The 24065-nt window shown below is 70.3% G+C and carries 23 protein-coding genes and 1 pseudogene; 17 read left to right on the forward strand and 7 right to left on the reverse strand.

The annotated features are described in order from the left end of the window. The 6 genes from L3078_RS25465 (at position 1) to L3078_RS25490 (ending at position 6131) form a co-directional block, all read left to right on the forward strand. Complete coding sequence (locus L3078_RS25465; RefSeq protein ID WP_239756267.1) at positions 1 to 1122, forward strand: TolB-like translocation protein; 1122 nt, start codon at positions 1 to 3, stop codon at positions 1120 to 1122. 163 nt (positions 1123 to 1285) lie between these two features. After that, on the forward strand, positions 1286 to 1858 hold the full coding sequence (locus L3078_RS25470; protein WP_239756268.1) for a hypothetical protein: 573 nt from the start codon (positions 1286 to 1288) through the stop codon (positions 1856 to 1858). Between the two features lie 517 nt (positions 1859 to 2375). Continuing rightward, entirely contained in the window at positions 2376 to 2879 is a 504-nt protein-coding gene (locus L3078_RS25475; protein ID WP_239756269.1) for a hypothetical protein, read from the forward strand. Between the two features lie 262 nt (positions 2880 to 3141). Next, the gene (locus tag L3078_RS25480) at positions 3142 to 3426 is read left to right on the forward strand and encodes a hypothetical protein (RefSeq protein WP_239756270.1); all 285 of its coding nucleotides are present in this window, start codon (positions 3142 to 3144) and stop codon (positions 3424 to 3426) included. A 646-nt stretch (positions 3427 to 4072) separates the two neighbouring features. Further along, a complete protein-coding gene (locus L3078_RS25485) occupies positions 4073 to 5230 on the forward strand; it encodes a sugar ABC transporter substrate-binding protein (RefSeq protein ID WP_239756271.1) in 1158 nt (385 codons plus the stop codon). 355 nt (positions 5231 to 5585) lie between these two features. Then, positions 5586 to 6131, forward strand: a complete 546-nt coding sequence (locus tag L3078_RS25490; RefSeq protein WP_239756272.1) for a hypothetical protein — start codon at positions 5586 to 5588, stop codon at positions 6129 to 6131. 88 nt (positions 6132 to 6219) lie between these two features. Here the strand turns inward: L3078_RS25490 and L3078_RS25495 are convergent, their stop codons facing one another. The 3 genes from L3078_RS25495 to L3078_RS25505 are packed head-to-tail and all read right to left on the reverse strand — an operon-like array spanning position 6220 to position 9598. Continuing rightward, positions 6220 to 7116: a transglutaminase family protein gene (locus L3078_RS25495; protein ID WP_420864186.1), complete on the reverse strand. Its 897-nt coding sequence runs from the start codon at positions 7114 to 7116 to the stop codon at positions 6220 to 6222. Positions 7117 to 7121: 5 nt separating this feature from the next. Next, the gene (locus L3078_RS25500) at positions 7122 to 8057 is read right to left on the reverse strand and encodes an alpha-E domain-containing protein (protein WP_239756273.1); all 936 of its coding nucleotides are present in this window, start codon (positions 8055 to 8057) and stop codon (positions 7122 to 7124) included. Then, positions 8054 to 9598 carry a circularly permuted type 2 ATP-grasp protein gene (locus tag L3078_RS25505; protein WP_239756274.1) on the reverse strand — a complete coding sequence of 515 codons (1545 nt, stop codon included), beginning with the start codon at positions 9596 to 9598 and terminating at the stop codon, positions 8054 to 8056. The genes L3078_RS25500 and L3078_RS25505 overlap by 4 nt, the downstream gene beginning before the upstream one ends. A 514-nt stretch (positions 9599 to 10112) precedes the next feature. Between L3078_RS25505 and L3078_RS25510 the strand changes: the two are divergent. Both L3078_RS25510 and L3078_RS25515 read left to right on the forward strand, forming a co-directional pair. Continuing rightward, positions 10113 to 11388: pseudogene (locus L3078_RS25510) on the forward strand (RNA-guided endonuclease InsQ/TnpB family protein). A gap of 127 nt (positions 11389 to 11515) precedes the next feature. Beyond that, entirely contained in the window at positions 11516 to 12628 is a 1113-nt protein-coding gene (locus tag L3078_RS25515; RefSeq protein ID WP_239756275.1) for a helix-turn-helix transcriptional regulator, read from the forward strand. Here L3078_RS25515 and L3078_RS25520 read toward each other — a convergent pair. Next, the gene (locus L3078_RS25520) at positions 12591 to 13583 is read right to left on the reverse strand and encodes a helix-turn-helix transcriptional regulator (protein WP_239756276.1); all 993 of its coding nucleotides are present in this window, start codon (positions 13581 to 13583) and stop codon (positions 12591 to 12593) included. The genes L3078_RS25515 and L3078_RS25520 overlap by 38 nt on opposite strands. 22 nt (positions 13584 to 13605) lie before the next feature. After that, positions 13606 to 14625 (reverse strand): helix-turn-helix transcriptional regulator, encoded by a 1020-nt coding sequence (locus tag L3078_RS25525; protein ID WP_239756277.1) that lies wholly within the window; start codon positions 14623 to 14625, stop codon positions 13606 to 13608. Positions 14626 to 14729: 104 nt separating this feature from the next. Between L3078_RS25525 and L3078_RS25530 the strand changes: the two genes are divergently transcribed. Further along, positions 14730 to 14924, forward strand: coding sequence for a hypothetical protein (locus tag L3078_RS25530; protein ID WP_420864098.1), 195 nt, complete (start codon positions 14730 to 14732; stop codon positions 14922 to 14924). 5 nt (positions 14925 to 14929) lie between these two features. After that, entirely contained in the window at positions 14930 to 15265 is a 336-nt protein-coding gene (locus tag L3078_RS25535) for a Rieske (2Fe-2S) protein (protein WP_037702762.1), read from the forward strand. A gap of 229 nt (positions 15266 to 15494) precedes the next feature. On the opposite strand, the gene L3078_RS25540 is transcribed toward L3078_RS25535, so the two are convergent. Beyond that, complete coding sequence (locus tag L3078_RS25540) at positions 15495 to 15908, reverse strand: pyridoxamine 5'-phosphate oxidase family protein (RefSeq protein WP_239756278.1); 414 nt, start codon at positions 15906 to 15908, stop codon at positions 15495 to 15497. 153 nt (positions 15909 to 16061) lie between these two features. On the opposite strand from L3078_RS25540, the gene clpB reads away from it, so the two are divergent. The 3 genes from clpB to L3078_RS25555 all read left to right on the forward strand — a co-directional run bounded on the left by clpB (position 16062) and on the right by L3078_RS25555 (position 20414). Further along, positions 16062 to 18731: an ATP-dependent chaperone ClpB gene (gene clpB, locus L3078_RS25545; protein ID WP_239756279.1), complete on the forward strand. Its 2670-nt coding sequence runs from the start codon at positions 16062 to 16064 to the stop codon at positions 18729 to 18731. Between the two features lie 149 nt (positions 18732 to 18880). Continuing rightward, positions 18881 to 19417 (forward strand): YbjN domain-containing protein, encoded by a 537-nt coding sequence (locus L3078_RS25550; RefSeq protein WP_239756280.1) that lies wholly within the window; start codon positions 18881 to 18883, stop codon positions 19415 to 19417. Between the two features lie 460 nt (positions 19418 to 19877). Further along, complete coding sequence (locus tag L3078_RS25555; protein WP_239756281.1) at positions 19878 to 20414, forward strand: Uma2 family endonuclease; 537 nt, start codon at positions 19878 to 19880, stop codon at positions 20412 to 20414. A gap of 30 nt (positions 20415 to 20444) precedes the next feature. On the opposite strand, the gene L3078_RS25560 is transcribed toward L3078_RS25555, so the two are convergent. Next, complete coding sequence (locus L3078_RS25560) at positions 20445 to 21671, reverse strand: pyridoxal phosphate-dependent aminotransferase (protein WP_239756282.1); 1227 nt, start codon at positions 21669 to 21671, stop codon at positions 20445 to 20447. Between the two features lie 119 nt (positions 21672 to 21790). Here L3078_RS25560 and L3078_RS25565 point away from each other — a divergent pair, with 119 nt between their 5' ends. The 4 genes from L3078_RS25565 (at position 21791) to L3078_RS25580 (ending at position 23985) form a co-directional block, all read left to right on the forward strand. Further along, positions 21791 to 22015, forward strand: a complete 225-nt coding sequence (locus L3078_RS25565) for a hypothetical protein (RefSeq protein ID WP_239756283.1) — start codon at positions 21791 to 21793, stop codon at positions 22013 to 22015. 148 nt (positions 22016 to 22163) lie between these two features. After that, positions 22164 to 22388, forward strand: a complete 225-nt coding sequence (locus L3078_RS25570; protein ID WP_239756284.1) for a hypothetical protein — start codon at positions 22164 to 22166, stop codon at positions 22386 to 22388. Between the two features lie 147 nt (positions 22389 to 22535). After that, positions 22536 to 22940, forward strand: coding sequence for a hypothetical protein (locus L3078_RS25575; protein WP_239756285.1), 405 nt, complete (start codon positions 22536 to 22538; stop codon positions 22938 to 22940). A gap of 523 nt (positions 22941 to 23463) precedes the next feature. After that, positions 23464 to 23985, forward strand: a complete 522-nt coding sequence (locus tag L3078_RS25580; RefSeq protein WP_239756286.1) for a DUF2617 family protein — start codon at positions 23464 to 23466, stop codon at positions 23983 to 23985. Positions 23986 to 24065 lie beyond the last annotated feature (80 nt).

The following is a 24065-nucleotide window of genomic DNA, read 5'->3' on the forward strand; positions in this document are numbered from 1 at the left end:
GTGGGACGCCTTGTCCAGACCGGAATTGCGGCCGGAGCCGCGCTGCTGCTCACCGCGTGCGGCGGCGGAGCAGCCGAGGAAGACGGAAAGGCCGCAGTCGACAGCGGCGGTAAGAAGAAGGTCACGGACGTCAAAGCCGCCTCGCTGGCACAGAAGGGATCCCTGACGGTGGCGTGGTGCCACGTGATACCGCAGGGTGAGGACGACGACGACGCGCTGTTCGGGCTGACCCTGCGCTCGTACTCCGTGAAGGACGGGTCCGTGGTCGCGGAGCGCCACGCGATCCTGCCGACCGACGTGACACCGAAAAGGGTCTGCGATCCCGGAGGCAACGACGGGGCCACCTGGGCCTTCAACAAGGATCTCTCGCTGATCGTGGGCATCAAAGAGGCGGAATTCAAGGAACGGGCCGGAGCGTACGACCTGACTACCGGGGAGGAGGTCTCGCCGCCGCCCGCGGACGAATTCACCGAGCGCCCCGACAGCTCGGGGGCGGCTTTCCACCCCGTCACGGGGCTGCTCTGGGTGAGGCAGGGCGTCTACGAGGGCGAGACCGACTACGCCACGCGCGACGCCAAAAAGGGCTATTCGACTGAGAAGAGACTGAGCGACGAGGCCGCCTTCAGCCAGGACGCCACCACGACCGCCACGGCAAGGGCGGCGGCCGGCAGTCATGCGGCGCTCACGCCCAACGGCAGCGTCGAGGCGTGGTGGAATGACGACGACCTGCGGACCAGCGGACTCGGTCTGGAGCGTGTCGGGGACGATGAGTTGATCGAGAACAAGCAGCTAGATGACGGGCCTGCTTGCAGGCCCGCGTTCTGGCGCACCAACACGTCTCTGGTGTGCGGCCTGCGGGAGATCGTTTTCTCGTCTGACTACAAGTCGGTCGTGTCGGACGAGGAGCTGGTCCCCGCCAACGACCGTGACAACGGCACCCCGCTCCTCTCCCCGGACGGCAAGGGCTTCGCGTTCATCTCCGAGGGTGAGGGCGATCGGCTGGCCCTCTTCCGCGCCGACTTCACGTCTGGCGGCAACGCCCAGCCGGTGAAGGTCGCCGACCTGGAGGCGCCTCTGGACGGCTCTGACGACCACATCGAGACGCTGGTCCGCTGGAATTGAACCGGTAGTCGACGATCATCAGTCAGCACGTTCGAAGGCAGGGGAGCACCGGGTACGTCCCGTCCCCCTGCCCGCTGCCCGAGTTCTGATGAGGACACGGGGCAACAGAACAACGGGGAGAGAGAATATGCGCACGTGGACGACTCGAGCAGTACCAGCCGCGGTGGGAGCCCTCGCACTCACTGCGGCACTGACGGGCTGCAACGACTCGGCGACGGGCAAGGCCAAGAGCACCGGAACGCCGGAGGCGGACGGCAAGGCCACCAACGCACAGACCGTCTACCGTCTGGGCGAGGCCAGCCCGCCCCAGGAGTCCAGCATGACGCGGTCGAAGGGCAGCACGTTCACAGTCGCCCCCGTCAAGGTGGAGACCGGCACGAAGACCGACATGGAGAACTCCGGCTTGAAGCTGGACAAGAGTGACGGCCCGCAGGTGCCCGTGTACGTAACGGTCAAGTACGCCCACGAGAGCGGCAAGGCCATGCGGCTGGGTGACATGGATGACGACCTGGTCGTCAAGACGAGCGGGAACCAGCGCACCAAGGCACTCCTCGTCCTCTTGGGACAGGCCACGTGGCCGAACTGCCCCACACCGGATACCGAGAAGCAGCTGGGCGCCGGACAGTCCGAGACCGTCTGTACCGCCTTTCTCATCCCCGCGAGCCAGACGCCGGCCGCCGTCGAACTGACCCAGGGCTACTACAACCCCTCACTCGAGTGGCCGGTCAAGAACTGACCTCGCCAGCAGTGCGGCCCGGCAGAGGGCCCCGACGCCTTTCGTCGAGGCCCTCTCGTCACGAGACGGTTTCGTACGCGCGTGCAACTCGCCCCATCCAGGGGTTGTCTTTAGCTCTGATCAGCGGCCTCTTGCGAAGCCCACTGCGCGGCATATCGACCTTCCCCAGGGCGGTTGGGGGGCGAGCAGGCGCGGCGTTGGCGGACATCATCATCCGCCGCCGATTACTTGAGGTCATAAGCGTCGGCAAGCTGCATCTGACCGCTCATCCCAGCTCTCTTTCACAACTGATCAACTAACTCACACATCGCGCTTTGGTGAACCGGTGAGACCAACGGGGTGTAACGGTTGCTTCGGTGCGCATTGCGCGAAAGCCGAAGTCGGCTCTCCACGCTCGTCCTTCGCTGCGCGTCCGGCACGGAATGACCTCGCGGACCGCCCTCGGCCGCTGAACCGTCCGCCCCGGTATGACGTCTCACCAGGGGAAACGCGTACGTCGCCGGTTGGGGAGGCACTCATGGCCATGGTCGGACTGTTCTGGATCGCTGAGGACGGTGGCGTGTACGTCGGGGCGCAGCCGGAGGGGTACGGGCCCGGGGTGCGGCTGACGCCGGACTGGGTGGAGGGGCTCGGGACCGGGCAGCGCGGGGTGTGGGGATGGTCGGAGGTCCGGTCGGTCGCCGTCCGGTATGTGCGGATCCGTTCCGCCGCCCGGCTGCTCGCCACCACGGCCGTCGACCTCGTCACCAACGCCGTCGCGGGCGGCGAGGCCGCCGCCGCGTTCGAGGTGCACCTGGAGACCGCCGACAGGACCGTCGAACTGAACGCACTATCGGCAGCCGCCCTCGGCGGGTACGTCCAGTCCGAGTACGACCTCTCCGTCGCCCTGCTGGACCGCCTAGTGGCGGGCTCGGCGGACGTCGAGACCCTCGCGAGCTGGGGCCGCGCCCACGCCGTCGAGGGCACGCCGCGCCGCGAGCAGCGGGAGGCCCTGCTGCAGACGTGGGCGACCGGGGGCTGAGGCGTCGGGGTCGACCCTCGAACCGTCCCTCCCAGGTTCGCGGGATCCGGTCCCCTCCTCCACCGTCCCCACAATGACCACGGGAACCGGGACACCGGAGGGACACATGACCGCACGGGACACCCCCACAGGGCACTCACAGGGCTCCGCACGGGAACCCAACAGAGCGCCCCACAGGACGGTCCGCACGGCACCCCATACGGCGGCGCGCGACAGGACGCAGGGCGCGCCACCGAACGCCGCTCGAGGCAACGGCATCTCCGTGACCCATGCCCTGGAGGCGGACGACTGGTCGAACGCGGAGACGGCGGCGTACGTGGCGGCGATCGAGGCCGTCAACGGGGCGGTCGGCGCCTACAGCGCGCGGTTCGCGGCGGAGGAGGTCAAGGACGCCATCGACTCCGCCGTCATCATGGAGGCGCGCGCCGCGCAGGGGCGGCTTGCGGAGGAGCGCGAGCGGCTGCGCTCGGCCGACCGGGAGCAGATCGCGCGGGCCCGCACGCGTTACGCCGCGCTGGCCCATGAGGTGCTGGAGGGCCCCGCGTGAGCGTGATCGACCCCGCCGAGGTCGAGCGGCACCGGCTGCCCGGCGCCGAGAACCGGCGGATCTTCCGCCGCATCGTCCCCGACCTGCTGGCAGGCCGTGTCGAACAGGAGACGCCCACGGTGGTGTTCCTGGCGGCCAGCCCGGCGCGGGCAAGAACCGGGTCACCGAGATGGTGGTCGGCCCCGCTCCCCACCGCCCCACGCGATAGCGCGCTTCGCCCACGGTCCTCCACCTGCCACCGTGGACCGCCACCGCCACCGCCACCGCCACCGCCACCGCCACCGCCGACCGCCGGACGCCCCCGGCAGTGAAGTCCACCACTCGCCCCGTCGGGTCCGGCGGTCGGCACGGGGTGCCGGGTACCTGACCTCGGTCACAGCTCCCGCGAGCCCCACCCCTCCCCAACTGCCTTTCCTCCGACACCCCTTGGTGCCCTGGGGCACTCGACGGCAGTCGCCGGCGCGGGCCACGCGAAGGGCGAGCGGCGGTGCCGGGGGGCTTTTGCTTTACCCTCTTCACACCGAGACCACACAAGGCTGTTGTCATCTCGTTAAGTGATTGGTCCTTGACGCTGAGGTGATCACCGCGTTGGCTTTCAGCCACCTGGGTCGCAGTGCTGCGCGCCCACGCCCGGAAGGCCCTTGATGTGAACGCCCGTACCACCAGCACCACCCCCAGCACCCGTATACGTCGTCGTACCGCCGCTCTGCGCCGTACCGCCACCGCCCTCGTCGCCTCGGCGGCGGCCGTCTCCCTCGCCTCCTGCGGCGTCTCGGACATCGGCGACAGCGCGGAGGCGAGCCCCACGAAGGGCGACGACATCACGGTGGGTGTGCTGTTCCCCGACAAGGACACCAAGCGGTACGAGCAGTTCGACTACCCGAACATCAAGAAGAAGATCGCCGAGCTGACCGACAACAAGGGCGTGACCCGGTACGCCAACGCGGACAAGGACCCGGAGACCCAGAACAGCCAGATCGAGCAGATGGTCGCGGACAAGGTCGACATCATCATCGTCGACGCCGTGGACTCCAAGGCCGTCGCGCCCGCCGTGCAGAAGGCGGACGACGCGGGCATCCCCGTCATCGCCTACGACCGGCTGGCCGAGGGACCGATCGACGGCTACGTCTCCTTCGACAACGAGCTCGTCGGGCAGGTGCAGGGGCGCTCGCTGGTCGAGAACCTGGGTGACAGCGCCGCCAACAAGATCGTCATGATGAACGGGTCGCCCGCCGACCCGAACGCGGCCATGTTCAAGGAGGGCGCGCTCTCCGAGCTCCAGGACAAGGTGACGATCTCCGAGTCGTTCGACACCAAGGACTGGGACCCGAAGGTCGCCAAGGTCAACATGGAGCAGGCGGTCGCCAAGCTCGGCGCCGACAACATCGACGCCGTCTACGCGGCCAACGACGGTATCGCCGGCGCCGTCATCGACGTGCTGAAGACCGCCGGTGTCGCCAAGGTGCCGCCGGTCACCGGGCAGGACGCCGACCTGGACGCGGTGCAGCGGATCCTCGCGGGCGACCAGTACATGACCGTGTACAAGTCGTTCCCGACGCAGGCGGCCGCCGCCGCCGAGATGGCCGTCGCCAAGGTCCAGGGCCGCTCCATCGAGTTCGACGCCCTCGCCAAGGACAGCGTCGACTCCCCGACCACCAAGAACATCCCGGCCCAGCTGGTGCCCCCGGTCGCGCTCACCAAGAACAACATCCAGGACACGGTCATCGCCGACGACATCTACACCGTCAAGCAGATCTGCACCGCCGCCTATAAGTCCGCCTGCGACGCGGTCAACCTGAAGTAGCACCGAGTCCTCCGGGGCTCCCCCTTCACGCCCACGGCCCGGCAGGGTCACCGTCGGCACTCGGCCGCGGTGGACCCGCCGGGCCGTACCCGTACCCGTACCGGGCGGATGATCACCATGGTCTAGGGTTACGCCTTGTCATGTCGTGATCACGGGGGACGACTGTCGCATGCCGCAGAGCAACGGGAACACCCGCATGCCACGTGAGCGCACCGCCGCCACGGGCCGCGCCGCGACGGCGTCTGCCGGAGCGCGGCTCAGCGGCAGGGCACCCACGCCCGCGCCGGTCTTCTGAGCCCCAGCCTGCCCCGCCCCCGCTCACGTTCCGCTCTCTCGGATCCCCAGAGGACCTCCCTTGCGCACCCACGCACCCACCCGCCGCCGTACGCCTGCCGTCCTGGCCGCGTCCGCCTGCGCCCTGCTGCTCACCCTCTCCGTCTCCGCCTGTGGTGAGGACGGCGAGATGCTTCCCGTGGCCAAGGACGCGACGGCGGTCGCGGGCTTCCTGGACGAGCACGTCGGGTGTGAGGACACCGACTACTACGTGGGCGACGACCTGCAGGAGTTCCGCACCGAGGTCAGCTACGCGGTCGACAGCGCGGGCGAGTGCGACGTCAGCGAGACCACCGACATGGACTTCGTGCACTTCGGCAGCATGGGTGCCTTCCAGAAGGACGTGGTGAACTCCGACATCGTGAACGACGCCGGCCTGATGGTCGGCATGAACTTCGCCGTCGACGCCGACGACGACGAGACCGCGAAGACCCTCCTCGACGCGGGCCTGCTCTACCTGATCTGCGATCCGGGCGTCGAGATTCCGAGCACCTACCGACAGGACGAGGGCGAGGCCGGCTGCGTCCTGACCGACTACGCCCGCGAGGAGCCGGAAGAGGAGTACTGAGCCGCGCCTCGTCGAGTCCCTCCGGCGCTCACCTCCTCCGGCGGCCGCCCGAAGCCCTCGCGCCCCCAACCGTGTGCCCCCGTCGCCCTCAAGCCACCCGCGTGAACTCGACCGTCACCTCCGGGGGCCCTCCTGCCACCCCCCGGTAGATGCCCTTGTGCGGGGTCACGTCGTCGTAGTCGCGGCCTCGGCCGACGATGACGTGGGACTCGTCGGCGGGGACGCGGTTGGTGGGGTCGTAGCCGGTCCAGTCGCCCGCCCAGTACTCGATCCAGGCATGGCTCTGGCCGGCGACGGGGCGGTGGAGTTCGGCCTCGCGTTCCGGGTGGAGGTAGCCGGAGACATAGCGGGTGGGCAGGCCGAGGCCGCGGAGCATACCGAGGGTGAGGTGGGCGATGTCCTGGCAGACGCCGGCCCCCTGCTCCCACGCCTCGAACGCGCTGGTGTGCACACCGGTCGCGCCCGGCACGTACGCGACGTGGTCGGCGACCAGGGCCGAGACCGCGATCGCCGTCTCGTGCGCGGAGAGACCCTCCGAGGCCTCCCGGGCCCGGTCCAGCAGGCCCTGCGGGAGCGTCGTACGGCCCGTCGCCGTCAGGTACTCCAGGAGGCGGGAGTCGGCGGTCAACCGGCGGATCTCCGCCCGGTCCGGCGCGTCCGGCGGCGGCTCGGGCGGGGACGTCTCCACCAGGCTCGTCGCGGTGATCGTCAGATCGGAGTGCGGCTCGATGAGGTCGAAGCCGGTGACCTGGGTGCCCCAGTAGTCCCAGTACGACCAGGTGGGCGTGGAGGGGTTGACCAGGACCCGGGCGTCCAGCGTGGTCTGGCCGGGCAGCGTCAGCGGCGTCATGCGGACCTCGTTGTGGGAGGAGGCCGCGGGCTGGGCGTACGCGACGCGGGTGGTGTGCCGGATGCGCAGACGCCGGGTCGCCCTGGGAGCCATCGAGGACGTCGCGGCCGTCGCCGCCGTCGCGGGCAGGTTCATCGTGCTCACGCGCCTTCCTGGGCCCACTCGACGGGCCCCTGGTACGGGAAGAACTTCTCGGCGACCGCCTCCGCCGAGGCCATGCACGCCTGCTGGAGGTCGCGCAGCAGCGCCGGCAGTCCGGCCTCCAGCGCCTCGGAGTCGAGGTATTCGAGGTGGGTGCGCAGGGCGCCGATCGGACGTCGGGCCGGGTCCTGGCGGGGCCGGCCGAGCGCCGACAGGCACTCCTCCGCCGTGGTCAGGGCGTGCAGCGCCGAGCGCGGGAAGTCGCGGTCAAGGAGCAGGAACTCCGCCACCCTGGGGCTGTCGCCGAAGCCGCCGTACACCCGCGCGTACGCCTCGTCGGCGCCGCTCGCGCTCAGCAGGGTCGGCCAGTCCGGCGCGTGCGCCGCGTCCAGCACCCGTACCGACAGCAGCCGCACCGTCATGTCCACCCGCTCCAGGCTGCGGCCCAGCACCACGAAACGCCAGCTGTCGTCCCGGCTCATCGTGGAGTCCGCGAGCCCGAAGAAGAGCGCCGCCCGACGCCGTACCAGCTCCAGATACGCGTACGGGCCGCCCGTGCGGCGCGCGGCCGTGCGCTGGTCGGCGAGCGCGTGCCAGGTGGAGTTCAGGCACTCCCACATCTCCGACGACACCGCCTCGCGGGCGCTGCGGGCGTTCAGCCGGGCCGCCCCGAGCGCGCCCTCGATCGACCCCGTCGAGCGGGCGTCGAAGGCCAGCCGGTCCAGCACCTGCTGCATGTCGCAGTGCCGGTCGGGCGCGTCGACGCCGAGGATCGCGTAGAGCGAGCGGCAGGCGGCGTCCTCGTCGCGCCAGGGGTCTTCGAGGAGGCGGTGGAGGTAGGCGTCGAGGATGCGGCCGGTCGCGTCGGCCCGCTCCACGTACCGCCCCGTCCAGGTCAGGGCCTCGGCTATCCGGGAGAGGATCACGTCGTTCACTGCTGCTGCGCTCCTTCCTGGACGACCGCGCGGGTGCCGTCGGGGCCGAGCTGGCGCGGCGCCTTCTGCGGGAGCGGGCCGCCGGGCTCCTCGGGGCGCTGCTCGGCGGGGCCCTCGGCGAGCACCCAGGTGTCCTTGGAGCCGCCGCCCTGGCTGGAGTTGACGATGAGGTTGCCCTCCTGGAGGGCGACGCGGGTCAGCCCGCCCGGCAGGACCCACACGTCGCTGCCGTCGTTGACGGCGAAGGGCCGCAGGTCGATGTGGCGCGGGGCCATCCGCTCACCGGCGAGGGTGGGGGAGGTGGACAGGGCGACCGGCCGCTGCGCGATCCAGCCGCGCGGATCGGCCGCCACGGCCTCCCGGGTCCGCTCCAGCGTCTCCCGGTCCGCCTTCGGCCCGATGACGATGCCCTGCCCGCCGGCCCCGTCGACCGGCTTGATCACCAGCCGGTCGATCTGGTCGAGAACCGCCTCCAGCTGTCCGGGCTCGTCCGGCCGGAAGGACTCCACATTCGGGAGAATCGGTTCCTCGGAGAGGTAGTAGCGGATGAGGTCGGGGACGTACGTGTAGAGCAGCTTGTCGTCCGCGATGCCGTTGCCGACGGCGTTCGCCAGCGTCACGTTGCCCGCCATCGCGGCGCTCATGACGCCGGGGCAGCCGATCACCGAGTCCGGCCGGAAGTGGAGGGGATCGAGGAAGTCGTCGTCGAGCCGCCGGTATACGACATGGACCGGCATCTCCCCGCGCGTCGTCCGCATCCACACCCGGTTGGACCGGCAGACGAGATCATGCCCCTCCACCAACTGCACGCCCATCAGCCGGGCCAGCAGGGCGTGCTCGAAGTAGGCGGCGTTGTTGGGGCCGGGCGTGAGGACGACGACACGCGGATCGCCGATCCCGCCCGGCGCGGCGGCCCGCAGCGCGGCGAGCAGCCGCTGCGCGTACCCGTCCACCGGCACCACGTGCTGCTCGGCGAAGAGGGACGGGAACACCCGGGTCATCGCCCGCCGGTTCTCGATGACGTACGACACCCCGGACGGCACCCGGACGTTGTCCTCCAGCACCCGGAAGTCGCCCGCCTCGTCCCGTACGAGGTCGATGCCGGCGACATGGATACGAACCCCTCCCGGGGGCTCCACGCCGTGCGCGGCCCGGTGGAAATGGGGGGAGTTGAGGAGCAGCCGCCAGGGCACCACCCCGTCCTCGAAGGCCCGGCACGGCCCGTACGCGTCGGCGAGGTACGCCTCCAACGCCCGTACGCGCTGGGCCACTCCGCGCTGGATCAGATCCCACTCCAGGGCGTCCAGGATGCGCGGCACCAGATCCAGCGGCCAGGGTCTCTCCTCGCCCGCGAAGGCGTACGTCACGCCCCGGTCGGTGAACGCGCGGGCCATCTGGTCCGCCCTGAACCGCAGTTCGGCCGGCTCGATCGGCTGGAGCGCCGCGAGCACCGGCTCATAGGCGGCCCTGACCTCACCCGGCCGCTCGAACATCTCGTCCCACGCGTCGGCCAACGCGTACGCGTCAAATATGTCCGCCATGGCCCGACGGTAAGCGCGCTCCGTAACGCCCTGATCACCGATGCGTTTCCGCCATCTTGCGGGAACGGCCACGACCTGCGGAAACGGAGGGTTTGAAGTACGGCCGGGTGGGGGAGACGCGGCGCGGCCGCGCGGGGGGAACAGTCACCGGGATCTCCGTCCGACGACCTGCCGTTCGCGCGGGCGTGCGGGGACGCAACAGGCCCGACGCGGCGAGGGCGCAACGGACCCGGCGCAAGGCGGGCGTGCCGGACCGAGGCGTGCGCGGGGCGCTTCCGTCGTTGACTTCAGCGAGATTCATGCGAGGAACCCCGGGCGTTTACGCCTGGGAGGAATCGCATCGTGTGGTGGCGACGCGGAGGATCGCAGTGTCCGGGAGTTCAGGTGCGGAGCGCCCGCAGGGCTGCGGCGAAGCCGGGGCAATGTCGAACGTATGGCTGGTGGGTCGCTGGATGGTGGGACAGGTGTGCGGAAGTGGTCTGTGTGTGCGGGTGGCTGTGTAGGTTCGGGTGTCATGAAGCTGGTGGTGCAGGTCAAGCTGTTGCCGACGCCCGTACAGGCGGCGGCGCTTGAGGCGACTCTGCGTGCCTGCAACGAGGCGGCGTCCTGGGTGTCCGGGGTGGCCTTCGCCCAGGATGTGAAGCGGAATTTCGCGCTGCGCGAGCACACCTACCGCGAGATCAAGCAGCGGTGGGGCCTGGGGGCGCAGGCTGCCCAGCACGTCATCAAGAAGACCAGCGACGCCTACCGCACGCTGGCGGCGAATGAGAAGGCCGGGAACCTGGGCAAGCGGTGGCCCAAGCGGTACCGGCGCGCCACCGAGAAACCGATCACGTTCCGGCCTGACGGTGCGCAGCCCTTTGACGACCGGATGCTGTCCTGGCAGATCACCGACCGGACCGTCTCCATCTGGACGTTGTCGGGGAGGGTGAAGCAGGTTGCGTTCACCGCCTCCCCGGAGCAGCTGGCCCGTCTGGCCCTGTACCGCAAGGGCGAGTCCGACCTGCTGTACCGGAACGGCATGTGGTTCCTGAACGCCACCTGAGATCCCCGAAACCGAACCGAACGCCGATCCGGACGGCTTCCTCGGTATCGACCTGGGGATCGTGAACATCGCCACCACCTCGGACGGTCAGATCATGGCGGGGCGCGAACTCAACCGGTGACGGCTGCGTGAACGCACGCTGCGCACCAAGCTGCAAAAGAAGAACACCCCGTCTGCCAAACGCCGGCTGAAGAAGCGGCGGCGCAAGGAGGCCCGGCGGGCGAAGGACATCAACCACAAGATCGCGAAGCATGTGGTGGCCGAGGCAGAACGCACCGGACGCGGAATCGCCCTGGAGGAACTGACGGGCATTCGCGAACGGGTACGGCTTCGCAAGCCCCAACGGGCCACCCACTCCAGCTGGAGCTTCGCTCAGCTGGGCGCGTTCATCGCGTACAAGGCCAAGAAGGCCGGGGTGCCGGTGGTGTACGTCGATCCGGCGTACACCTCCCGCACCTGCGCCGAATGCGGCCACATCGACAGAGCGAACCGGGTCTCCCAGGCGTGGTTCGCGTGCCGGTCCTGCGGATTCGTTGATCACGCAGACCGCAACAGCTCCCGCAACATCCGCGCCCGCGCGGAAGAGTTGTGGCGACGCGGGGCGCAGTCAACCGCCCCAGACCCACCCCCGACATCCGGGAGCGGGACCGGACGCAAGCGCAGCACCACAGCCAGTGGCGCCCGCTGTGCAAGCCCGGGGCTCCAGTCCCGGGTCGTTGACCTTGTTGCAGGGCGCACTGCCTGAGGGGTGGAGAAACGCGGACGTAACCGCACCTATGAGGGCATAACCCTGGCGCAGCCGTGTTGCGGAGCCGGTGCGGGCCGCGCATAGTTGCGCTGCGAGGGGGCTGGAACCGGGGGTGAATTGGGCGATGGCCGGGCACGCGACCGAGGAGCATCCGCACGGTGCCGACCGGCTCTGCGCGGCCGGGGACCGCGTGTACTCCCGGGCCGTACGGCGGGGCCGGGTCCCGCGCGCGGACGCCGACCCCGTGCCCTGTCTGCTCGAACTCGCCCTGCTGCACCCCGACCCCGACGACATGGGCTGGCTGGTGCCCACCTCGCCGCAGGAGGTCATGACCCGGCTGCTGCGCAGTGTCCACGCCGAGGTCAGCGCCAGTCAGGCCCGGGTGGGCGCGGCGGTGGACGCCGTCGAGTGGTACGCGGGCCTCGGCGGCTCCCGGGCCCGGCACGCGGCGGAGAGCACGGCGATCCGGGTGCTCGACGGGCTGTCCCGGATCCGCGCGGCGATCGACGAGGCCACCGACCGCTGTACGACCGAGGTGCTGACCGTGCAGCCCGGCGGCATCCGGCGCGAGGACGAACTGCGCGAGGGGCTGCACCGGGCGCTGGCGATGTGCCGGCGGGGTGTGCGGATGCGGGACCTGTACACGCATGTGGCCCGGCACGGGCAGGGCCTGCACAACTACATGGAGCTGATGGGGGAGTCGGCGGAGGCCCGCACCCTCGACGAGGTCGTGGAACGCCTCATCGTCTTCGACCGCACGGTCGCCTTCATCCCCGCGAACTCCGACCGCACCATGGCCCTGGAGATCCGCCACCCCGCGCTGGTGGAGTACCTGGTCACGGTCTTCGAACGCCTCTGGCGCCTCGGCGTCCCGCTCGCCACGTCCCTCCCGTCGACCGGCGTCGCCGGCATCACCCACCGGGAACGGTCCATCGCGGCGCTGCTGGCGGAGGGCCACCAGGACGCGGTGGTCGCGGAGCGGCTCGGCATCAGCGTGCGCACCTGCCGCGCCCACATCGCCCGCCTCTCCGAACGCCTCGGCGCGGCCAGCCGCACGCAACTGGGCGTCCGCATCGCGGAGGCGGGCCTGGACGGGCCGCCGCGCTCCTCCCCGGACGACCTCCCGGCCCTGCCGACCCCAACTCCCGTGACGCCTACGGCCGCCACAGTCCCTACGGCTCCTACGGCTCCTACGGCTCCTACGGCTCCTGCTCCAGGATCCCCGACCGCCCGATGAGATACCCGAGCTGAGCCCTGCTCTCACTGCCGAGTTGGGCGGCGAGCTTGGCGATGTGGAGGCGGGCGGTACGGACGTTGAGACCGAGCCGATCGGCGATGGACGTGTCGGTGTGCCCCTCGACCAGCAGGCGCGCGATGGCACGCTGGCGCGGGGTGATGCCGTCGATCACGGGCAGCTGGACGGCCTCGGGGTACATGGGCGTGGCCAGGTGCCAGAGGCGGTCGAAGGTGGTGGCGAGGAAGGAGATCAGGGCGGGATGCCGGATCTCCAGGGCCAGAGTCTGCTCGGCGTCGGCGGGAATGAACGCCACCGTGCGGTCGACGAGGATGAGCCGGTCGGTGACCTCGTCCAGGGTGCGCGCCTGGGCGTCGCCGCGCAGTTGCTCGTAGCGGGCCCGGATGAGGGGCGAGTGCCGGAGGGTGTGGGGATAGAGCGTACGGATGCGGGCGCCCCGGGCCAGTACGGCCTGATCGCGGCCCAGTGAACCGGCTTGGCCGTCCCGTCCGCGTGTGCCGTGCTGGTGGTTGCGCGGTTGGATGCAGAGCAGCTCCCGGCTCGCCTCGGCCAGGGCGTCGGTGAGGGCGGTGTTGATCTGCTCGACGCCGCCGAGCAGGGTGATCGCCGGCGTTCCGCTGTCGGCCGGTGCGGTCCGCCGCTCCGCGATGCGCAGTAACGGTTCGAAGGACGCCGTGAGTTGCTCCTCCCGGCGCCGTTCCTCGGCGACCCGGTCCTCGATGCCGCGCAACAGCCGGTGCAGGGCGGTCGCCGGGCCGGTCGGCTCCAGCCAGTCGGGGTCCCCGACCGCCGGGTGCAGCAGCCCGGCCTCGACCAGGCAGGGCGCCGCGACCGCCTCCTCGCCGCGCACCCGCCCCTCGCGCAGCGCCCGCGCGTACAACTCGCTGCCGGCCGCGCACAGTTCGTCCCTTCGGTGCCCGTGGACCCCGCTGGTCACTCGCGCTCGCTTCCCTCGGCCGTCAGTGGCTGTGCCCCTGTTCCAGGATCCCCGACTGCGCTATCAGATAGCCGAGTTGGGCCCTGCTGCCGCTGCCCAGCACGGTCGCCAGCTTGGCTATGTGGGCGCGGCAGGTGCGGACGTTCATGCCCAGGCGGCGTGCGATGGCCTCGTCCACGTGGCCTTCGACGAGGAGCTTGGCGATGGAGTGCTGGATGTCCGTGATGCCGTCGGAGGCCGTCTCGTAGGGGGCCCCGGCACTCAGCGGGACCGCGCGGGACCACATGAACTCGAAGACCTTGACCAGGTAGCGGACGAGTCCGGGATGGCGCAGCTCCAGGGCGACCTGCCGGTCGTCCCGCACGGGGATGAAGGCGACGCTCTCGTCGCAGATGATGAGCCGCTCTACGAGTTCGTCGATCGTCCGTATCTCCACCTTGCCGTCGCCGATCTGGTCGATGTAAGCCAGACGTTCGGGGCTGTAGCGGGCGGTGTGTTGGTACAGGGTGCGCAGCCGTACTCCCCGTTCGATCAGCGGTCGGTCGCGCTCCAGTCCTTCGATGAGCCGCTGCTCGGGGCGGCGGCGCCCGCTCGGCTGGACCGTCAGCATCTCCGTCTGGCACTCGGCGGTGGCGAGGTCGAGTGCCGTGTTGATGCGGTCCAGTCCCTCCAGGACCGTGATCGAGTGCGTGGGCGCGGTCTCCTGGGCGGTGAGGGCCATGAAGGGCTCGAAGGCGTCGGAGAGCTCGATCGACAGCCGTCTGCGCTCGCTGATCTCGCGCTCGAGGGGAGTCAGCCGCTGGGCCAGTGCGACCAGGGGGGCCACGGGACGCAGCCAGCCGATGTCGTCCGGATCCGGGTGGAGCAGCGCGAACTCCACCAGGCAGGGCGCGGATTCCACGTCGGCGCGGGCGATACGTCCTACCCGCAGGGCGTTCGCGTAGAGGCGCCCACCTTCCTCGCACAGCTCGGTCACTGAATGGGGATGTGCCGCTTTAGTTCGGTTTGTCACCAAATCTCCACCCCCCAGGGTCCTGAACATGCAGGAACATGATGCATCGATTATGTGGCCATGACGTGCCCGAATGAGTCATCGTCGTACCCGACGGGGGAAGAGGGGACCTTCAAGTGAGGACGAAGCCGACTATGCGTAACAGAATGCTTCGCTCGGTGCTTGTCGCCGCCTTCTCCACCGTTGTGGCTTTCGGTGCGCTGAGCGGCCTTTCCGGCACGGAGAGCGTTGCTCGACCGGCGAACGGTGACGAGGCGTCGACTGCCGTGGTGGCAGCTGAAGCCGGTTCTACCGCGGAGACCGGCGAACAAGACAGCGTCTGGGACTGAATGACATGACGACTCCTCCCGACGACCGTTCCTTCCGGCGCGAGATGGCCACCGCCTATCGCTCCGGCTGGCACTTCATCGACCTGGCCACCGCCATCCCCCACAGCGGTGACTCGTTGATGGTGACCGTGTTCGGCGAACCGGTGGTGGTGACCCGGGACGAGGACGAGGACATCCGGGCGTACCGGTGTCTGCGGCGACCGCGCGGCGCGCCGCAGCCAGTACGGTGTGCCGTTCGGTACGGGATGGTCTTCGTCAATCTCGACCAGCGCGACCACCGGCTCGCCGAGCCGGAGACCCCGGCCTCCACGGCCGTCTCAGCCACCCCCCGCAGTGCCTGAAGCGATTCCCCCGTCGTTTCAAATCGCTCAGGCGCTTCCCCAGCAGCGGCGTCACCGTGACCTGAACACGGTGACGCCGCTGCAGGTTTACGGCGACATTTCAGGATGCCGCCCGGTATCGGGTCCACCCCGCCCGCCCGTCCATCTGTCCGAAAAAAGGTCAACCGGAAGCGGGCGGTCACCGTCGGCGCGCCGGCCGCGCCCGGGCGCACCCGGTCGCACCCCCGGGTCAGCCCCGCCCCAGCGCCCGCGTCAACTCGATCTCGATCACGACGCGCTCCGGATTGGGTCGCGGCTCCCTGCCGTACCGCTCCGCGTACCGCCGCTCGGCCTCCGCGACCCGCTCGCGGTCCTCGTACACCCGGGCGAGCCCCTCCAGCGTGGCCCAGCGCGCCCCCTCCAGTTGGCACACCGCGACCCGGGCGCCCTCGGCGCCCGCCGCGCGCACATGCCGCGCCTTCGCGCTCCCCGTACGGGTGATCACCCGAGCGAGACGGGCCTCGGGTTCGTATGTCACTCCGACCGGCACCACATGGGGGCTGCCGTCGGCGCGGAGGGTGGTCAGTGTGCAGAGGTGGCGCTCCTGCCAGAAGGCGAGGTAGGCGGCGTCCGGGTCGTCCAGGTCCACGCGATAGATGCTCACGGTCCTGGAATGTAGCGGCCGACCCGGCGGCGGGTCCGAGGGGAACCCCGAGGGAACCCCTCCCGGCGCCACCTTGAGTGGAATAGACTCAACTTTGTGTACGTTGCTCAAGTCACCGTGGCCGACGGCTGACGCAAGGAGGGAAACGCGAACGTGGACGCCGAGCTGACCAACAGGAGCCGGGACGCGATCAACGCGGCCAGCAACCGGGCCGTGTCCGAGGGGCACCCCGACTTCACCCCCGCCCACCTGCTGCTGGCTCTGCTCCAGGGCCAGGACAACGAGAACATCACGGACCTGCTCGCCGCCGTCGACGCCGATCAGGCGGCCGTGCGCGCGGGCGCGGAGAAGATCCTGGCCGGTCTGCCCAGCGTGACCGGCTCCACCGTCTCGCCGCCCCAGCCCAACCGTGAGCTGCTGAGCGTCGTCGCCGAGGCCCAGGCCAGGGCGAAGGAGCTGGGCGACGAGTACGTCTCCACCGAGCACCTCCTGATCGGGGTCGCGGACAAGGGCGGCCAGGCCGGGGACGTACTCTCCCGGCAGGGGGCGAACGCCAGGAAGTTGCAGGAGGCGTTCCAGAAGGCAAGGGGAGGACGCCGGGTGACCACCGCCGATCCGGAGGGCCAGTACAAGGCCCTGGAGAAGTTCGGGACCGACTTCACCGCCGCAGCGCGGGAGGGCAAGCTCGATCCCGTCATCGGCCGGGACCAGGAGATCCGGCGGGTGGTGCAGGTGCTCAGCCGCCGGACCAAGAACAACCCCGTGCTGATCGGTGAGCCCGGCGTCGGCAAGACGGCCGTCGTCGAGGGGCTCGCCCAGCGGATCGTCAAGGGCGACGTGCCCGAGTCGCTGAAGGACAAGCGGCTGGTCTCGCTCGACCTGGGCGCGATGGTCGCCGGGGCGAAGTACCGGGGCGAGTTCGAGGAGCGCCTGAAGACCGTCCTCGCGGAGATCAAGGACTCCGACGGGCAGATCATCACCTTCATCGACGAGCTGCACACGGTCGTCGGCGCGGGCGCCGGCGGCGACTCCGCGATGGACGCCGGCAACATGCTGAAGCCGATGCTGGCCCGCGGTGAACTGCGCATGGTCGGCGCCACCACCCTCGACGAGTACCGCGAGCGCATCGAGAAGGACCCGGCGCTGGAGCGCCGCTTCCAGCAGGTGCTGGTCGCCGAGCCGACCGTCGAGGACACCATCGCCATCCTGCGCGGACTCAAGGGCCGCTACGAGGCCCACCACAAGGTCGTCATCGCGGACGCGGCGCTGGTCGCCGCCGCCACCCTCTCCGACCGGTACATCACCTCCCGCTTCCTGCCCGACAAGGCCATCGACCTCGTCGACGAGTCCGCCTCGCGGCTCCGCATGGAGATCGACTCCTCGCCCGTCGAGATCGACGAGCTCCAGCGGTCCGTGGACCGGCTGCGCATGGAGGAGATGGCCCTCGACAAGGAGACCGACGCCGCCTCCCGCGAGCGCCTGGAGCGCCTGCGCCGCGACCTCGCCGACAAGGAGGAGGAGCTGCGCGGCCTCACCGCCCGCTGGGAGAAGGAGAAGCAGTCCCTCAACGCCGTCGGTGAACTCAAGGAGAAACTCGACGAGTTGCGCGGCCAGGCCGAACGCGCCCAGCGCGACGGCGACTTCGACACTGCCTCCAAGCTCCTCTACGGCGAGATCCCCACGCTGGAACGGGCGTTGGAGGAGGCCTCCGAGGCCGAGGAGGAGGCCGCCGCGTCCAAGAACACGATGGTCAAGGACGAGGTCGGCGCCGACGACATCGCCGACGTCGTCGCCTCCTGGACCGGCATCCCGGCGGGCCGGCTGCTGGAGGGCGAGACGCAGAAGCTGCTCCGCATGGAGGACGAGCTGGGCCGCCGCCTCATCGGCCAGACCGAGGCCGTGCGGGCGGTGTCCGACGCCGTACGCCGCTCCCGCGCCGGTATCGCCGACCCGGACCGCCCGACCGGCTCCTTCGTCTTCCTCGGCCCGACCGGTGTCGGCAAGACCGAGCTGGCCAAGGCCCTCGCCGACTTCCTCTTCGACGACGAGCGGGCCATGATCCGCATCGACATGTCGGAGTACAGCGAGAAGCACAGCGTGGCCCGGCTGGTCGGCGCGCCCCCCGGCTACATCGGCTACGAGGAGGGCGGCCAGCTGACGGAGTCCGTCCGCAGGCGCCCGTACTCCGTGGTCCTGCTCGACGAGGTGGAGAAGGCCCACCCGGAGGTCTTCGACATCCTCCTCCAGGTCCTCGACGACGGCCGCCTCACCGACGGCCAGGGCCGCACGGTCGACTTCCGCAACACCATCCTGATCCTCACCTCGAACCTGGGCAGCCAGTACCTGGTCGACCCGCTCACCACCGAGGTGGTGAAGAAACAGCAGGTCATGGACGTGGTGCGGGCCTCCTTCAAGCCGGAGTTCCTCAACCGCCTGGACGACCTGGTCGTCTTCTCCGCGCTGAACAAGACGGAGCTGGAGCGCATCGCGAAGCTCCAGATCGACCGGCTCGCCAAGCGCCTCGCCGAGCGCCGCCTCACCCTGGAGATCACCCCCGCGGCCCTGGCCTGGCTCGCCGACGAGGGCAACGATCCGGCCTACGGCGCCCGCCCCCTGCGCCGCCTCGTCCAGACCGCCATCGGCGACCGCCTCGCCAAGGAGATCCTCTCCGGCGAGATCAAGGACGGCGACACGGTCCGCGTGGACACGTTCGGCGAGGGAGAGGGCCTGATCGTGGGTCCGGCGACGGGCGGGCCGACCGCCTCCGGAACGGACGGCACGACCTCCCCGTCCACCTCCCCGTCGATGGAGAAGAACCCGTGACCGGGGGTACCCGAAAGGTTCCCGGCCACGCTCGTAGCTGAATCCCCTCCCGGATCCGGCCAAGGGCGACGAACCACGCGGGGCGGGGGTTGCCACTCCCGCCCCCGCATGGGGGAGGATGGCGGAATCCGTACGAAGGGAAAATCACGGTGAGCATCGACCCGTCCTCGATTCCGAACTTCGGGGGCCAGCCCGAGCCGCAGCCCGGCCCGCCGCCCGGCCCCGTGGTCCCGGATCAGGACCTCGTGAAGCAGCTCCTGGACCAGATGGAGCTGAAGTACGTCGTCGACGACGAGGGTGACCTCGCGGCGCCGTGGGAGGAATTCCGTACGTACTTCATGTTCCGTGGCGAGGGTGACCAGCAGGTCTTCTCGGTGCGCACGTTCTACGACCGGCCGCACCAGATCGACGAGAAGCCGGCCCTGCTGGAGACCATCGACGACTGGAACCGCCGCACGCTGTGGCCCAAGGTCTACAGCCACACCCACGACGACGGCACGGTCCGTCTCATCGGCGAGGCCCAGCTGCTGATCGGCACCGGCGTCAGCCTGGAGCACTTCGTCTCGTCGACGGTGAGCTGGGTGCGCGCGGCCATCGAGTTCGACAAGTGGCTCGTCGAACAGCTCGGCCTGGCCGAGGACGTCGACGAGGCCGAAAAGCCCAAGGACGACGAGGGCGACGCGTAGCCGCCCCCTCCGCACCTCCGTGGCCCCGGGGCCGTTCGACCCCGGGGACGCCGCGGAGGCCCGGCGCACGACGGCCGGAACAGCCCCGCGGACAGATAGACAGACAGCAGGCAGCAGACAGACATACGAGAGCCCGGCCGGAGCGCCCGCCACCATGGCGATGTGCCCCGACCGGGCTCTCGTACGTTTCATTCGCGCCAGGGTGACCTGCTGCGAGAACGGGCCGTGATGGAGACAACCGGACCGGGAGAGCGGCGCTCGCGTGTCGCCCGGCGGTCCTGAGGATGCGGAACCGCGACGGCTGCGACCGCGGCTTTCGCTCCGCAGGACACAGCCACTGCCGGGACTGCCGCACCCGGAACCAACTACCCGCGACCGGCTGAGCAGGTCGCGCATGGCCAGCATGTCCGCGCAGGGCACCGCCCGCCGTATCCTGACCGCACGAGGGAAGGAGCCGTCCATGAGCGTCGACGCGATCGTGCACACCGAGTTCCCCAAGGGATACACGGTCCTGTTCGGAGCTGACGGAAAGGTGATCATGACCCCGCAGAGCGAGGAGCACTCCAGCACCATCCGGTCGATGCAGATCGACTCCGCTCACGCCCTCGGCCGTCACGCGAAGGTCACCTCCGATGTCTATATCGACTTCCCCGCAGACGAGAACTCCGCCCCCGACCTGGCGATCCTGCGCGAGGACGCACGCAAGGAAGGCAAGCGGTACAGCTTCGAGGACGTCCTGCTGATCTCCGAGGTCGTCTCGACCTCCTCCGCGCGCAAGGACTACGACGACTGCACGGCCAAGTACGGTCGCTACGGCATCCCGATCTACCTGGTCGTCGACCCGTACGCCCAGGAAGTCGTCCTCCACACCCAGCCGACCGACACGGGTTACATCGCGGCACACACCCACAAGTACGGCACGGGTAAGCTCCCCATCCCCTTGGCCGACGGCCGCACCTTCACCCTCGACCTCGACGAGCTCCCGCTTCCGGAGTGATCGGCGATCGGAGGAGCCGTACGACGGTGGTCAGCGCGCGAAGGCCGACCGGAGCCGCTTAGCCGCCTCCTCCAGCACCTCCGTGCGCTTGCAGAAGGCGAACCGTACGAACGGGGCGCCGGCCTCGCGGTGGTCGTAGAAGACGGCGTTCGGGATGGCCACCACGCCCGCGCGTTCGGGCAGGGCGCGGCAGAAGGCGAAGCCGTCGGTCTCGCCGAGTGGGCGGATGTCGGTGGTGAGGAAGTACGTGCCCGCCGTGCGGAAGACCCCGAAGCCGGCGTCCTTCAGGCCCGTCGCCAGCAGGTCCCGCTTGGCCAGCATGTCCGCGCGGAACGCCTCGAAGTAGCTGTCCGGCAGCGCGAGGGCCTCGGCGACGGCGTACTGGAACGGCCCCGACGCCACATAGGTGAGGTACTGCTTCGCCGAGCGCACCGCCGTCACCAGCGCGGGCGCGGCCGTCACCCAGCCCACCTTCCACCCGGTGAACGAGAACGTCTTGCCCGCCGACCCGATGGTGACCGTCCGCTCCCGCATCCCCGGGAACGACGCCAGCGGCAGATGCTCGGCGTCGTCGAAGACCAGATGTTCGTAGACCTCGTCCGTCACCACCAGCAGGTCCCGCTCCACCGCCAGCTCGGCGATCGCCGTCAGCTCCTCGCGGGTGAGGACCGTCCCGGTCGGGTTGTGCGGCGTGTTGATCAGCAGCAGCCGCGTCCGGTCGGTGACCGCGTCCCGCAGCTCGTCCAGGTCCAGCCGGAATCGCCGCTCCCCGCCCGAGCCCTCGGACGGCCGCAGCGTCACCGGTACGCGCGTGCCGCCCGCCATCGCGATGCACGCCGCGTACGAGTCGTAGTACGGCTCCAGGGCCACCACCTCGTCGCCCGGCTCCAGCAGCCCGAGCAGGGCGGCCGCGATGGCCTCCGTGGCACCGGCCGTGACCAGCACCTCGGTGTCCGTGTCGAACGTCAGTCCGTACCGTCGCCGCTGGTGGTCGACGATCGCGGCGCGCAGCTCGGGCACACCGGGACCCGGCGGGTACTGGTTGCCCCGGCCGTCGCGCAGCGCCCGTACGGCGGCCTCACGGATCTCCTCGGGGCCGTCCGTGTCCGGGAAGCCCTGCCCGAGGTTGATCGAGCCGGTCTGCAGGGCGAGCGCCGACATCTCGGCGAAGATCGTCGTCCCGAACTCGGCGAGCCGCCGGTTGAGCGGAGGGCGAGCGGCGCGGGCGGGGCTTGAGCTGGAGGTCATGGGCGTCATCCTGCGCCGAAGCTCTGGACTTCCTCAACTCGGCTTTGACCGGTGAGACGCGAGGGCATCCCCACGTCACGCACGGCCCACGGGGGGTCCGTACGGGGGAACGAAAGGTGGGTGTCGTGATGACCGTCTTCTTCATCTGCTTCATGGGCGCGGTCGCCCTGATCGGTGTGGTGTCGTCGCTCGGCCGAGGCTCGCGGCGCAGCCGCCGCAACAGCTGGTGGGCGGACGGCGGGTCGTCCCACCGGTCGTCCGGTGGCAGCTTCTTCTCCTGCGGCGGTGGCTCGTCGTGCGGAGGCGGGTCGTCCTGTGGTGGGGGAGGCGGCGGTTGCGGTGGCGGCAGCTGAGGACGTGCCGCCGCGCGCGAAGCTCTGGACTTGCTCAACTCGGCTTTGAGCGGTCATCGGCGGGGGCATCCCCGCCACACGCAAGTGAGCGAGGCACCCACGGGGGGCGCTTCGGGGGACACACGCAAAGAAGAGGGGAGGGTGGGCCATGCCGGAAGTCGGGTTCATCCTGTTGCTCAGCGCCATCGGTCTGGCCATCGTCGTCGCCGTCGTCAGGAGTTCCAGGCGACGCGGCCGGCGCGGCAGCTGGTGGGCGGGCGGGGGTTCGTCGTCCAGCGGTTCGTCGTCCAGCCATTCGTCCTGCGGGAGCGGCTCGTCGTGCGGCGGCGGGTCCTCCTGCGGTGGGGGAGGCGGCTGCGGCGGCGGCAGCTGACCGCGCGCACGCGGTGACCGCGGTCGCGGTCGGGGGGCGTGGCCACGTCCGTGGTCAATCGGCGGGGGCATCCCCGCGACACATGTGAACGAGGCGCCCACGGGGGCCGCTTCGGGGGACTCAGGACAAGAGGGGAGGGGTGACGCCATGAACGCGATCGCGGTGATCGGCATCATCCTGGCGGTGGTCTGTGTGGTGACGGTGATCGTCGTGGCCGTCAACCGCGGCAGGGCGAACGCGGCACGCGCGGCGGCACGGCGCCGTCAGGCGGCCGGCCGGGGCGGGAGCTCGTACCGCAGCAGCCGGGGCGACAGCGGTGGCGACAACAGCGGCTCCGACAACAGCTGGTGGGTGATCGGGGCGGCGGCCGTCCACGACTCGGGATCGTCCCACCACTCGTCGAACGACGACCGCGGTTCGTCGTCCGGCGGTGGGGGCTCGTCCTGCGGCAGCGGCAGCGGGTCCTCGTGCGGCAGCAGCAGTGGCTCGTCCTGTGGTGGCGGGTCCTCCTGCGGCGGCGGTGGCGGGGGCGGATGCGGTGGAGGCAGCTGACACGGGGCAGCCGAGCTCCACGACACGAGCGCCCGCCGGGACGGAGTTCCCGGCGGGCGCTCGCGTGTGTGGCCGGTGTGTGCGGCTCGTGTGTGTAGCTCCGCCGTGACGGGGCAGGCGCACCGGTGTGGTGCCTCTTCGCGCCTGAGTACGCCGGGTGGGCCCGGTTGTCCGGCAGGCGCTCCCCCGAGTTCGCGCGCCCGGCTCGGTGGGCGCGCGGGGAGCGCGTCAGCCGATGGGGCGTACGCCTGGTTGAACAGTTGAGCTGGGCTGCCCTCGGGGGGATGGAAAGCACGTCAAGTTGGGTAAAAACGCTGTGGTTACGCCACAGTTCATGATTCCCTATAAATCGCCAACGCAGCCCCCGGACGTCCCTCCCGGCAGGCCTGACCTGGCTGACCGGACCGACCGGGACGTCGTCCTCACGCGACCTGGCTGACCGGGCCACAGCTCCCGGCGCCGACCGGGGTGCGCCGGACCCACTCCTCTTCACTTTCTCTTTGCGTCGCTGCGGAGCCGACCCATGCTCACGACCCTGAACACCGCCTACACCGACACGCGCGCGGCAGACCTCGCCTGGGCCCTGGGGCGCGAGCCGCTGCCCGCGCTCGCCACGCTCGATCTCGAACTCGCCGGTGCGAAACTGCAGTTGAGGCTGCTCGGCGCGTCCCACCAGGTGCTCCTGGAGGAGGAGCGGGGGAGCCACTGTTCGGAGACGGTCGCGTGCATCCCGGGATCCAGCACGCCTCTCCCGCTCGGGGTGGCCAAACGTGTGGGCGACTGGGAGTACGAATTCGCCGCGCGCGTCGAGGTGTTGTCGCCGGGGTCCTTCGCGGGGCGCGCGCAGGAACTGCTGGCGCTCGTCTCCGACCATCCGCACGGGCTGGCCGGGGTGTTCCCCGGCAGCCCGCACGCGTTCACGGCGATGCTCGCGCAGCGGTACGAGGGACAAGTGCACTGGCGTACCTGGCACGCGTATCCGCAGGACGGGCAACTGGTGGCCACACGGACGCGGGTGGGGGTGCGGGTTTCGGTGCGGCTGTGACTTGGGGCCGTGGAGGCGGTTCGGGTGTGTGGGTGGGTCAGGGGTGGGGTGGTTGTGGTGAGTGAGCGAGTGAGTGGGTG

Origin of the sequence: Streptomyces deccanensis, from assembly GCF_022385335.1 — a bacterium.
GTDB classification, from domain to species: Bacteria; Actinomycetota; Actinomycetes; order Streptomycetales; family Streptomycetaceae; genus Streptomyces; species Streptomyces deccanensis.